This window comes from Bradyrhizobium sp., from assembly GCF_016219575.1.
Classification (GTDB): Bacteria; Pseudomonadota; Alphaproteobacteria; order Rhizobiales; family Xanthobacteraceae; genus Bradyrhizobium.
The window spans coordinates 659666-671938 of sequence record NZ_JACRMG010000009.1 but is presented as its reverse complement, the minus strand read 5'-3'; the positions used below and the strand labels follow the sequence as shown (position 1 = coordinate 671938).

Here is a 12273-nt window from a genome sequence, read left to right as displayed (position 1 = left end):
GATGCGATTGTCGTTCCCTGCGGTGACGAAGCGAAATGAAATCGGTAAGTTGGCGCAATGAATGATGTCGGTACCCAAGACAAGACTGAGCCCAAATTCGACGCTCAGGCGTTCGCGATGAACATCGCGCGCGCGATGGAGAGTTCTGGCCAGGCACTGGCGGCGTATTTGAAGCCGCGCGAGACCGGCGAGGTGAAGGACAAGCCGCCGAGCGAACTTACCGAGGTGATCAAGACGTTCTCGTCCGTCGCCGAATACTGGATGGCGGACAAGGACCGCGCGAGCGACCTCCAGCACAAGATGGGCAAGGCCTATCTCGATCTCTGGGGCTCGGCGGCGCGCCGCATGGCCGGCGAGGCAGAGGTCAAGCCCGCGGCCGAGCCGTCGCCGCGCGACAAGCGTTTCCAGGATCCGGAATGGAAGTCGAACCAGTTCTTCGACTTCGTCATGCAACTCTACCTGCTCACGACGCAATGGGCGCACGATCTCGTGCGCGACGCCGAAGGCCTCGACCCGCATACCCGCAAGAAGGCGGAATTCTACGTCCAGCAGATCACCAATGCGCTGTCGCCGAGCAATTTCGTGCTGACCAACCCGGAAGTGCTGCGCGAGACCCTGGCTTCCAAGGGCGACAATCTCGTGCGCGGCATGAAGATGCTGGCCGAGGACATCGAGACCGGGCGCGGCACGCTGCGCATCCGCCAGTCCGATCCCGCCAATCTCGAGGTCGGCGTCAACATGGCGACGACGCCGGGCAAGGTGATCTACCAGAACGACCTGATGCAGCTGATCCAGTATTCACCGTCCACCGAGACGGTGCTGCGCACGCCGCTCCTGATCGTGCCGCCCTGGATCAACAAGTTCTACATACTCGATCTGCGCCCGGAAAAATCCTACATCAAGTGGTGCGTCGACCAGGGCATCACCGTGTTCGTGATCTCCTGGGTCAATCCCGACAAGGAACTCGGGAAGAAGACGTGGGCCGACTACATGAAGGAGGGTCCCCTCGCCGCGATCGACGTCATCGAGAAGGTGACGGGCGAGATGAAGGTGCACACGGCCGGCTACTGTGTCGGCGGCACCATGCTGGCCTCGACGCTGGCCTATCTGGCGGCAAACCGGCAGCAGCGTATCGCGTCGGCGACGTTCTTTGCCGCGCAGGTCGACTTCACCCATGCCGGCGATCTCCTCGTCTTCGTCGACGAGGACCAGATTTCCGCGCTGGAACGCGACATGGAGGAATCGGGCGTGCTCGAAGGCAGCAGGATGGCGATGGCCTTCAACATGCTGCGCTCGAATGACCTGATCTGGTCCTATGTCGTCAACAACTACCTCAAGGGCCAGCCGCCCTCCGCCTTCGACCTCCTGCACTGGAATTCGGATGCAACGCGGATGCCGGCGGCGAACCATTCCTACTACTTGCGCAACTGCTATCTCGACAACCGCCTGTCGACCGGCAGCATGGTGCTCGAAGACACTCTTCTGGACCTCTCCAAGGTGAAGGTGCCGGTCTACAATCTGGCCACGCGCGAGGACCACATCGCGCCCGCGGAATCCGTGCTCTACGGCTCGCAATTCTTCGGCGGTCCCGTGAAGTACGTGCTGTCCGGCTCCGGCCACATCGCCGGCGTCGTCAATCCGCCGGCGGGCGGCAAGTACCAGTACTGGACCAACGACAACATCAAGGCCGCTTCCGTCGCCGAATGGATGAAGGGCGCCGTGGAGCACAAGGGCTCGTGGTGGCCGGACTGGCTGCAATGGCTCGAGAGCATCGACGCCGAGCGAGTTCCGGCGCGGCCCGTCGGCAACGTCCTGCCGCCGATCGAGGACGCACCCGGCAGCTATGTCCGCGTCCGCGCGTAGCGCATCACGATCCGCTCCGCTATAAGCGATCATCCCGCCGGGTCGGGACTCGAAATTGAAATGAGGGGGAAGCGATGACGCGCGAATTGTTCTGGCTGACGTGCACGGTGATCCTGACCGGAATCCTGTGGGTCCCCTACATCATCAACCGCTGTCAGGTGCGCGGCCTCGCCGGCGCGATGGCCAATCCCTCGCGCAACGACAAGCCGCAATCCGAATGGGCGAACCGGCTGATGTTCGCGCACGACAATGCGGTGGAGAACCTCGTCATCTTCGCGCCGCTGGTGCTGATCCTCTCCCAGCTCGACTATTCCACCAAATGGACGGCGCTGGCCTGCGCCGTCTATTTCTGGTCGCGCGTCGCGCACCTAATCGTCTATGCGCTCGGCCTGCCGGTGTTCCGCACGCTGGCCTTCACCGTCGGCTTCCTTGCGCAAGCCGTGCTGGCGTTGGCGATTTTCAAGGTGCTGTGACCACTCAGGGGCTCTTGCGGGCGAGGACGAACAGCATTTCGGCCATCGCATCATCAAAGCCCCTGACCTCGCCGGTCTCGATCGACAGATCGGTCCAATCGCCGGCCTGCGCGTAAGTGGCGCGCAGCCAGTCCGCGGTCGGATAATTGTAGTAGCGATTGAGCGTATCGCGGCCGTCGCCATCGCCGGATTTGTAGCTGGCGTAAAAGGCGCCGCCCGGCTTTAGCGCACGGTGAATCAACGAAAGCACGTTCGCCAGTTGATCCCGCGGCACATGCAGCAGGCACGCATTGGCCCAGACGCCGTGATAGGCCTCGTTCGCGTCGATGTCGTGGAACAGCAGCGTCTTGACCGGCCGGCCAAGGCGACGCGAGGCGACCTCGGCCATCTCGGGCGAGCCGTCCGTCGGCGTGACGTCGAATCCCCTCGCAAGCATTTCGGCGGAATCGCCGCCGGCGCCGCATCCGAGTTCGAGGATGGCGGCGCCCGGCGGCAGCAGCGCCAGAAACTTCGTCAGCCGCGCGTGGCGCGAGGTGATCTCGCGCTTCGCGTAGGCCTCGGCATTCTGCCGGTAGAATTGCAGTGTGTCGTCGTCCACCGGCGCGACTCCGCTACTTGTCCGGCAGGCCCAGCATCAGCCGCATGTTCTGGACAGCCGCGCCCGAGGCGCCCTTGCCGAGATTGTCGAGCCGGGCGACCAGCACCGCCTGCCGGTGCTTCTCGCTGGCGAAGACATAGAGCTCGAGCCGGTTGGTCTCGTTGAGTGCTTCGGGCTCCAGCCGTCCGCTCTTGGTGGCCTCGCTTTGCAGCGGCATGACCGAGACATAGGCGCTGCCGGCGTAGCGTTTCTCCAGCGCCGCGTGCAGGTCGGCCGCGCTGGGCTTGCCCGGCAGCGTATCGAGATGCAGCGGCACCGAGACCAGCATGCCCTGTCGGTAGTTGCCGACCGACGGCACGAAAATCGGCCGCCGCGTCAGTTTCGAGTAGAGCTGCGTCTCCGGCAGATGCTTGTGCTCGAAGCCGAGGCCGTAGAGCTCGAAGGATGGCGCGGCACCGCTCTCGAAGCTCTCGATCATGGACTTGCCGCCGCCGGAATAACCGCTCACCGCATTGATGGTGACGGGATAGTCAGCCGGCAGCAGGCCGGCATCGACCAGCGGCCGCAGCAACGCCACCGCCCCGGTCGGATAGCAGCCGGGGTTGGAGACCTTTTTCGCGGTGCGGATCTTGTCGGCCTGGTCGGGCGTCAGCTCCGGAAAGCCGTAAGCCCAGTCGGGCGCGACGCGGTGCGCCGTCGAGGCGTCGAGCACCCGCGGACCCTTGGCGCCCATGCTGTCGATCAGCGCAACCGTCTCCTTGGCGGCATCGTCGGGCAGGCAGAGGATGACGAGGTCGACCTCCCCCATCAACGCCCGCTTGGCGGCCGGATCCTTGCGCTTGTCATCGGCGATATTCTTCACCGCGATGTCGTTCTGCAGCTTCAGCCGTTCGGCGATGCCGAGACCGGTGGTGCCGGAGCCGCCATCGACGAACACGGTGGGCTTCCTGACCGCGCCTGCGGTCTTCTGGTTGACTTCGGAGAGGCTCATCACATGCTCCCTTCGAGCGAAGCGGTTTCGTTGGTTGTTGCTGCAAAGGCCTGCGGCCGCGTCTCGCGCATCAGCTGCGCGATGGTCTGCGAATCATGGTCGGGCATCGCCGCAAGGCCGCTCGCGACCGCGGCGTAATCGGCCTCGGACTTCTGCTGGTTCAGCTTGAAGCTGCCCTCGACATCCTCCACCTGCATGGAAAGCCCAACAATGCCCTTCTTCAACGCTTCCAGCCGTGCCGCCGTCATCTTCGCTGACGTCCACGGCTTCTTTGGAAGCAGCCGATTCTCGAACTTGGCGCTGAGCGTGTCGATCTGCACCGCCAGTTCCGCCTCGCTCAACGTCCGCACCGGCCCGGTCAGGTGCACCGCCTGATAGAGCCAGGTCGGCACCTGGTCCACTGAGACATACCAGTCCGGCGTGACATAGGCATCCGCGCCGATGATCGCGAGCACCCAGGGTGTCATACCATCCGCGGCTCTTATCAGCGGATTGTTACGGGCGACATGGAACAACGCGGTCGGCGTGTCGTCACCGGCGTAGCTCAGATAGAACGGCAGGCTTGAAGCGATCGGGCGCTTGCCGTCCCACGCACAGGCCGTGCCGAATCCACGCGCTTCCGCGAATGCAAGGCTCGCGGCGCGATCGGGCTTGAACATGGGCGGCGTATACATCTCAAAACTCCTGCTTTGGACGAAGGAGCCGCCAGATCAGACCGCGTTTTTTGCAAGGAGAAAAGCCGCGGGAAGGATCCGGCGGCAGGGGCGACGATCTCAGACGCGAACGTCCGCCCATACCGCGATGGCGCGGCGGCGGCGAGCGATGGCGATGGTCGGACCGTTGGTCATGGGCGCGGGTCATAAGGCCGGTTTCCCCGGCGGTCAAGTTCACAATGCCGTCATTCGGGGCGATGCGCGGCATCGAACCCGGATTGACACCTCAGACGCTGCGCCAGATCAGCTGCATGACGATGGCGATCACGTCGCCGAACAGTAGCAGCACCGCCGACCACAGCAGCGCCGAAACGAAATTGGCGATCTGGAACGGCCAGTACGGCATCTCGAAAATGCCGGCCGCGAGCGGCACCGAGGCGCGCAGCGGTCCGAAGAAACGGCCGATGAAGATGCTGGGCACGCCCCAGTCCCGCACAAAGGCCTCGCCGCGCGGCAGGATCTCGGGAAATTTCGACAAGGGCCACATCTGTGCGACGTGCTCCTTGTACTTGTAACCGAACCAGTAGGAGAGCCAGTCGCCCAGTGCCGCGCCGATGCCACCCGCAAGCCAGATCGGCCAGAAGTTGATGCCGGAAACCCCGATCAGCGCGCCGATTGCCACCAGCGCGCCCCAGGCGGGCACCAGCAGCGAGATGAAGGCCAGCGACTCGCCGAAGGCCAGCACCAGCACGATCGGGGCGGCCCAATGCTGATGCTCGCGCACGAAACTTGCCACCGAGTGCGCGAAATCTTCCATGTTCTCAAATTGCCCTCAGGCCCCGCTGGTTCCCTTGGTAAGCCAGCGGCTTGCCCAACTTCAAGTCACAAAGCCCGGCTCTGGCCGTGAGCGGCCCCGTCGTCCCCAGCCGTCACTTTTTAAGCCCAAGCGTGGCATAGTCAGAGCAACCGATTCGCGAGCCGCATCCGCGCGCAAAATATGAAGAATCATGCCTAAATCATTGAAATCAGCGGCGAAAGCCAAGGAAAACGATCTTTTTGGTGGCCCCGAGCCCAAGGGCAGTCCAAAGGGCAAGGCCGACCTCAAGGTGGCCGCGCGCGGCGGCGGCGCCGAAGCCGGCTACACCGCGCGCGATATCGAGGTGCTGGAGGGCCTGGAGCCGGTCCGGCGCCGGCCCGGCATGTATATCGGCGGCACCGACGAAAAGGCGCTGCATCATTTGTTCGCTGAGGTCATCGACAATTCCATGGACGAGGCGCTGGCAGGACACGCCACCTTCATCGAGGTGGAGCTCTCCGCCGACGGCTTCCTGAGCGTAACCGACAACGGCCGCGGCATTCCCGTCGACCCCCATCCGAAATTCCCGAAGAAGTCGGCGCTCGAAGTCATCATGTGCACGCTGCATTCGGGCGGCAAATTCGACTCCAAGGTCTACGAGACCTCCGGCGGCCTGCACGGCGTCGGCGTGTCCGTGGTGAATGCGCTGTCCTCCCGCCTCGAGGTGGAAGTCGCGCGCAGCCAGAAACTCTATCGCATGAGCTTCGAGCGCGGCCATCCCAAGGGCAAGCTGGAAGACCTCGGCAAGATCAACAACCGCCGCGGCACCCGCATCCGCTTCAAGCCGGACGCCGATATCTTCGGCGCGAAGGCGACCTTCAAGCCGCAGCGCCTGTTCAAGATGACGCGCTCGAAGGCCTATCTGTTCGGCGGCGTCGAAATCCGCTGGAAATGCGCGGCCGAGTTCTTGAAGGGCGTCGAGGACGTTCCCGCCGAGGACACCTTCCATTTCCCCGGCGGCCTGAAGGACTATCTCGCCGCCGCAATCCACGCCGACACGCTGGTCCATCCGGATATCTTCTCCGGCAAGTCCGGCCGCAACGGCGCACATGGCGCCTGCGAATGGGCGGTGGCCTGGACTGCGGATGCCGACGGTTTCCTCTCCTCCTACTGCAACACGGTGCCGACGCCCGACGGCGGCACCCATGAATCCGGCATGCGCAGCGCGCTGCTGCGCGGCCTGAAGGACCATGCCGAGCGCGTCGGCCAGGGCAAGCGCGCCGCCTCCATCACCTCCGAAGACGTGATGGTGGGTGCAGCCGTCATGCTGTCCGTGTTCGTGCGCGAGCCGGAATTCCAGGGCCAGACCAAGGACCGGCTTGCCACGGCGGAGGCGCAGCGCATCGTCGAACAGGCGATCAAGGATCCCTTCGACCACTGGCTGTCGGGCAATCCCCTGCAGGCCAACAGGCTGCTAGATTTCGTGGTCGAGCGCGCCGAGGAGCGGCTGCGCCGCCGCGCCGAAAAGGAAATCTCGCGCAAGACCGCGGTGAAGAAGCTGCGCCTGCCGGGAAAACTTTCCGACTGCACCAACAGCGCCCAGGAAGGCTCCGAACTCTTCATCGTCGAAGGCGACTCGGCCGGCGGCAGCGCCAAGCAGGCGCGGGACCGCAAGACCCAGGCGATCCTGCCGCTGAAGGGGAAAATCCTCAACGTCGCCTCCGCGAGCAAGGACAAGTTCACCGCCAACGCGCAGCTCGCCGACCTCATGCAGGCGATCGGCTGCGGCACGCTCGCGCAGTATCGCGAGGAGGATCTGCGCTACTCGCGCATCATCATCATGACCGACGCCGACGTCGACGGCGCCCACATCGCTTCGCTGCTGATCACCTTCTTCTACCGGCAGATGCCGCGGCTGATCGACGAGGGCCATCTCTATCTGGCGGTGCCGCCGCTCTACAAGCTGACCCATGGCAGCAAGTCGGTCTATGCCCGCAACGACGCGCACAGGGATGCGCTGATGAAGAGCGAGTTCAACGCCAACGCTAAGGTCGAGGTCAGCCGCTTCAAGGGCCTGGGCGAAATGATGCCTGCGCAATTGAAGGAAACCACCATGGACCCGGCCAAGCGCACGCTGCTGCGCGTGGTGCTGCTCGCCGACGACCGCGAGGGCACCGCCGATTCGGTGGAGCGGCTGATGGGCACCAAGGCCGAGGCACGCTTCGCCTTCATCTCCGACAAGGCCGAGTTTGCCAGCGAGGATCTGCTGGACGTCTGAGGCGGCGCTCAATCCGCCGTCTTTGCGAGCGAAGTATTCAACGGCGGAGCAACAATCTCGCTGTCGCCCCGGCGCAGGCCGGGGCCCATAACCACAAGGCGATGTTGTTGAGGGAAAAGCCGACAACCATAGCGCTAAACAATTTCCGCCGCGGCGTGTGGGTCCCGGCCTGCGCCAGGACGACAGCGGTGTTTGCGGCTCCACTACGGCACATGCACTCCCATTCTCACGACGCGACGTTCCGTGACGATCGCGCAAACGTCCCTCACGGCGGCGCGGGCCAGGCAGACAAGCGCCAGTGATTTGCCCTGCGCGGCAAGGAAGAGTTTACGATTTGACGAATTCGTCAAAAGCGAATTGCAGCAGGACGACCGAACGACAGCCAATCCCATTGTCTGCACCGACATCCGTCCCGGATAGAACCGCCTGCAGGCCGCTGGGGATTCGCGGTCTGGAAGACACATATCCGGCCGGGCGCACCGAAGACCGCGCGGCACCAAGGTGCACCGCCGGGGCACCAGCGCCTCGAAACCACAACAAAAAGAGCCGTTTAGGCCGTTTTTGACGCGAAAAAGGCTGTGACTTTGGGGCCCCGCGCGTTGGTTCGTTTCCGGACAACTGTGCCTCGCTCGCAACAGCTTTTCGGAACGAACTGCGTATAGTCGCCCTACTGAGTTTGGGGAATCAGTGCGAAACGCACTCCACCTGGTCGTCGAGTCCGACGCATATATTGAGGGATTGAACATGAAGAAATTGGCGCTCGCACTGGCCGCGACCGCGGCATTCGCAGGGCAGGCAATTGCTGCTGATATGCCTGCTCGTATCACCAAGGCTCCGGTGGTCGCCCCCGTGGCGGTTGCCAGCTGGACCGGCTGCTACGTCGGCGGCGGCGGCGGCTACGGCCTCTGGTACCAGGAGAACACCGGCTACTTCGACGGACCGCCGCGCGTCCAGGTCACCGACACCTATTCCAACGGTGGCAAGGGCTGGTTCGGCACCGTGCAGGGCGGCTGCGACTATCAGTTCTCGACCGGCGCATGGGGCATCGTGGTTGGCGCCTTCGCCGACTATGACTTCGCCGACATCAACGGCCGCCGCAACGACATCATGCGGGCTGCTGTTGGTACCGAGAAGCTGAGCTCGCAGTGGGCTGTCGGCGGCCGCGTCGGCGTGCTGATCACCCCGAACCTGCTGAGCTACCTGTCCGGCGGTTATGCCGAAGCCAAGTTCGACCGGACCAACTGGACCAACGCGTTCGGACCGCCCTTCCCGGGCGCCGCGAACGGCCTCTACACCGACGGCGCCACCTTCAAGGGCTGGTTCATCGGCTCGGGCTACGAGTATGCGCTGGGCTTCATGCCCGGCCTGTACTGGAAGACGGAATACCGCGCTGCTCACTTCGACCGCCAGACCCAGCCGACCCTCATCGTGGCTAACGGTCTCCGCTTCGGTGAGTCCTACGACTCCGAGAAGTGGGTCCACACGGTCCGCAGCGAGCTGGTCTACCGCTTCAACTTCGGCGGTGGCGCGGTTGTCGCCAAGTACTGAGCTGAACTGACCTCTCCCGGACTTGAAGTCCTGAAAGCCCCGGCCTCGCGCCGGGGCTTTTTTCATTTCTGGAAGATGTGTCCTGGCGGCAACAGCATTTCGGGTGGACTTGCGTATAGTCGAGATACTGGATTCCGGGCGTTCGAATTCGACGCTGAACTTTGGGGGATTGAACATGAAGAAATTGGCGCTCGCACTGGCCGCGACCGCGGCATTCGCAGGGCAGGCAATTGCTGCCGATATGCCTGCTCGTATCACCAAGGCTCCGGTGGTCGCCCCCGTGGCGGTTGCCAGCTGGACCGGCTGCTACGTCGGCGGCGGCGGCGGCTACGGCCTCTGGTACCAGGAGAACACCGGCTACATCGACGGTCCGCCGCGCACCCAGTTCACCGACACCTATTCCAACGGTGGCAAGGGCTGGTTCGGCACCGTGCAGGGCGGCTGCGACTATCAGTTCTCGACCGGCCCGTGGGGCGTCGTGGTTGGCGCCTTCGCCGACTATGACTTCGCCGACATCAACGGCAGGCGCAACGACATCATTCGAGGTGCCGTCGGTAACGAGAAGCTGAGCTCGCAGTGGGCCGTCGGCGGCCGCGTCGGCGTGCTGATCACCCCGAACCTGCTGAGCTACCTCTCCGGCGGTTACGCTGAAGCCAAGTTCGACCGCACCAACTGGACCAACGCGTTCGGCCCGCCCTTCAACGTCGCCAACGGCCTCTACACCGACGGCGCCACCTTCAAGGGCTGGTTCATCGGATCCGGCTACGAGTACGCGCTGAGCTTCCTGCCCGGCCTGTACTGGAAGACGGAATACCGCGCTGCTCACTTCGACCGCCAGACCCAGCCGACCCTCATCGTGGCTAACGGCCTCCGCATCGGTGAGTCCTACGACTCCGAGAAGTAGGTGCACACGGTCCGCAGCGAGCTGGTCTACCGCTTCAACTTCGGCGGTGGCGCGGTTGTCGCCAAGTACTGAGCTGAACTGACCTCTCCCGGACTTGAAGTCCTGAAAGCCCCGGCCTCGCGCCGGGGCTTTTTCATTTCAGGAAGATGTGCCCTCACCGCAACAGCAATCTTAGATGGTACGCTGTATAGTTCCCCGATCGGAACTTGGGAATCAGGAACGCCCTTCGTGCGCCGTCAAGCGCGGAAGGCATCGAGGATTGAACATGAAGCAATTTGTGCTCGCACTGACCTTGACCGGTGCACTCGCTGGCCAGGCAATTGCCGCTGACATGCCCGTCAAGGCTCGACCGGCTGCTCCGGTCCCTGTTGCAGTTGCCAATTGGACTGGCTGCTATGTCGGCGGCGGCGGCGGTTATGGTCTCTGGTACCAGGAGAACACCGGCTATATCGATGGCCCACCGCGCGTCCAGGTCACCGACACCTTCAGCAACAGCGGCAAAGGCTGGTTCGGTACCGTGCAGGGCGGCTGCGATTACCAATTCAGCACCGGTGCATGGGGCGTGGTCGTGGGCGCATTCGCCGACTATGACTTTTCCGATATCAACGGACGGCGCAACGACCTCTGGTTCGTCGCCGTCGGCAACGAAAAGCTGAGTTCACAATGGGCGGTCGGAGGCCGGATCGGCGTGCTCGTGACCCCGCAGTTGCTGACCTATTTCAGCGGCGGCTACACCGAAGCTCACTTTGATCGAACCAACTACACCAACGTCTTTGGGCCCCCGTTCGCCCCGAACGGTGTCTATACCGAAGCCGCCACGCACAAAGGTTGGTTCCTCGGTTCTGGTTACGAATACGCGCTGGGATTCTTGCCAGGTCTGTATTGGAAAACTGAGTACCGCGCTTCCCACTTTGATCGACAATCTCAGCCGCTCCGGTTGGTAATAGGCGGCTTTCCCGCGCCCAACGTGTCCTATGATTCCGAGAAGTGGGTCCACACGGTCCGCAGCGAATTGGTCTGGCGCTTCAACTGGGGCGGACCGGTCGTCGCGAAGTACTGATCTCACCCGGACTTGAGTTCTGAAAGCCCCGGCCTCGGCCGGGGCTTTTTTCATGCGTGTTTCATGCGTGCCTTCGCCGCGACGCGTTGGGGACCGCCAATGCTTCAGTCGTCGGGTGTGATGCCGGCGCAACAGCTTGTTCCGATCGATCATGGTAGTTGAGATTCATTGGCCTCCTGTTTGGGAATATCGAAAGTGAAGAAAATCGTCGCCGCCATTTCGGCGCTCGTTGCGGTTACTGGATCGGCGCTCGCAGCTGACTTGCCCGCCCGCCCCTACACAAAGGCGCCGCCGCCTGCCGTCGCGGTCGCAAACTGGAGCGGCTTCTATGTCGGCGGGGCTGCCGGCTGGGCCCGCACCGAGGTGACCGGCGACTATGTGACGACGCCCAACCTCAACCACCATAACGCCACGGGCGACAGCCTGATCGTCAGCGGCATCGCCGGGTTCCAGTATCAGTGGAACCAGCTGGTGCTGGGCATCGAGGGCGACTACAGCGGCCTCACGCTCGACAACAAATGGCCCGCCGTCAACGCCGGAGCGAATGCCAGCTGCGTGCAACAACTCGCCCCCCTTGCGATCTCGTGCCGCGGCCGAATCGACGAGCTCTGGACCGTCGGCGCCAGGATCGGCTTCACACCGGCCAGCCAGTGGCTGCTCTATGGCACCGGCGGATATGCTTCGGCGAAGCTCGACACGTCGGTATTCAACCGCGGGACCGGTCTCGAGATTGGCCGCTCCGGCCTCCGCCACGACGGCTGGTATGCGGGAGCCGGCGTCGACTACGCCCTGACATCGAACTGGATCCTCGGCTTCGAATACCGCCACGTCGAACTCGACACGCGCCGCCACTTCGACGATTACTTCGGCGGCTGCTGCATCGTCACCCCCGAAACGCGGGACATGAAGGGCAAGCTCGACATCGTGCGGGCGCGCCTGACCTACAAGTTCGGCTGGCCCGGCGCGGCCGTGGTCGCGAAGTACTGATCTCTCCCGGACTTGCAGTCCTGAAAGCCCCGGCATCGCGCCGGGGCTTTTTTCATGATTCGCTGCCGGCGCCCTTCAAGGCGGAGTCCGGAAACCGATTGCACGCCGGCCGGATCGAAGGC

Annotated in this window: 11 protein-coding genes; 7 read left to right on the top strand and 4 right to left on the bottom strand. The window is 63.6% G+C overall.

Annotated features, from left to right (window positions below; genetic code table 11):
* The first annotated feature begins 57 nt into the window (after positions 1-57).
* Positions 58-1863: a class I poly(R)-hydroxyalkanoic acid synthase gene (gene phaC / locus HZB49_RS08225; RefSeq protein ID WP_291610007.1), complete on the top strand. Its 1806-nt coding sequence runs from the start codon at positions 58-60 to the stop codon at positions 1861-1863.
* Between the two features lie 74 nt (positions 1864-1937).
* Positions 1938-2336 (top strand): MAPEG family protein, encoded by a 399-nt coding sequence (locus HZB49_RS08220; RefSeq protein ID WP_291610006.1) that lies wholly within the window; start codon positions 1938-1940, stop codon positions 2334-2336.
* Positions 2337-2340: 4 nt separating this feature from the next.
* Here the strand turns inward: HZB49_RS08220 and HZB49_RS08215 are convergent, their stop codons facing one another.
* The 4 genes from HZB49_RS08215 to HZB49_RS08200 form a co-directional block, all read right to left on the bottom strand.
* Positions 2341-2934: a class I SAM-dependent methyltransferase gene (locus HZB49_RS08215; RefSeq protein ID WP_291610005.1), complete on the bottom strand. Its 594-nt coding sequence runs from the start codon at positions 2932-2934 to the stop codon at positions 2341-2343.
* A gap of 13 nt (positions 2935-2947) precedes the next feature.
* The gene (gene argC / locus HZB49_RS08210) at positions 2948-3925 is read right to left on the bottom strand and encodes an N-acetyl-gamma-glutamyl-phosphate reductase (RefSeq protein WP_291610004.1); all 978 of its coding nucleotides are present in this window, start codon (positions 3923-3925) and stop codon (positions 2948-2950) included.
* Positions 3925-4599, bottom strand: coding sequence for an FMN-binding negative transcriptional regulator (locus HZB49_RS08205; protein WP_291610003.1), 675 nt, complete (start codon positions 4597-4599; stop codon positions 3925-3927). Before HZB49_RS08205 ends, argC begins: the two co-directional genes overlap by 1 nt.
* A gap of 265 nt (positions 4600-4864) precedes the next feature.
* A complete protein-coding gene (locus tag HZB49_RS08200; protein WP_291610002.1) occupies positions 4865-5395 on the bottom strand; it encodes a DedA family protein in 531 nt (176 codons plus the stop codon).
* Positions 5396-5585: 190 nt separating this feature from the next.
* Between HZB49_RS08200 and parE the strand changes: the two genes are divergently transcribed.
* The 5 genes from parE to HZB49_RS08175 all read left to right on the top strand — a co-directional run bounded on the left by parE (position 5586) and on the right by HZB49_RS08175 (position 12151).
* Positions 5586-7652, top strand: coding sequence for a DNA topoisomerase IV subunit B (gene parE / locus HZB49_RS08195; RefSeq protein ID WP_291610001.1), 2067 nt, complete (start codon positions 5586-5588; stop codon positions 7650-7652).
* A 744-nt stretch (positions 7653-8396) separates the two neighbouring features.
* Complete coding sequence (locus tag HZB49_RS08190; RefSeq protein WP_291610000.1) at positions 8397-9200, top strand: porin family protein; 804 nt, start codon at positions 8397-8399, stop codon at positions 9198-9200.
* Between the two features lie 175 nt (positions 9201-9375).
* Entirely contained in the window at positions 9376-10104 is a 729-nt protein-coding gene (locus HZB49_RS08185) for a porin family protein (protein ID WP_291609999.1), read from the top strand.
* Positions 10105-10369: 265 nt separating this feature from the next.
* Positions 10370-11164, top strand: a complete 795-nt coding sequence (locus HZB49_RS08180; RefSeq protein WP_291609998.1) for a porin family protein — start codon at positions 10370-10372, stop codon at positions 11162-11164.
* Between the two features lie 195 nt (positions 11165-11359).
* Positions 11360-12151: an outer membrane beta-barrel protein gene (locus tag HZB49_RS08175; protein ID WP_291609997.1), complete on the top strand. Its 792-nt coding sequence runs from the start codon at positions 11360-11362 to the stop codon at positions 12149-12151.
* Positions 12152-12273: the final 122 nt, after the last annotated feature.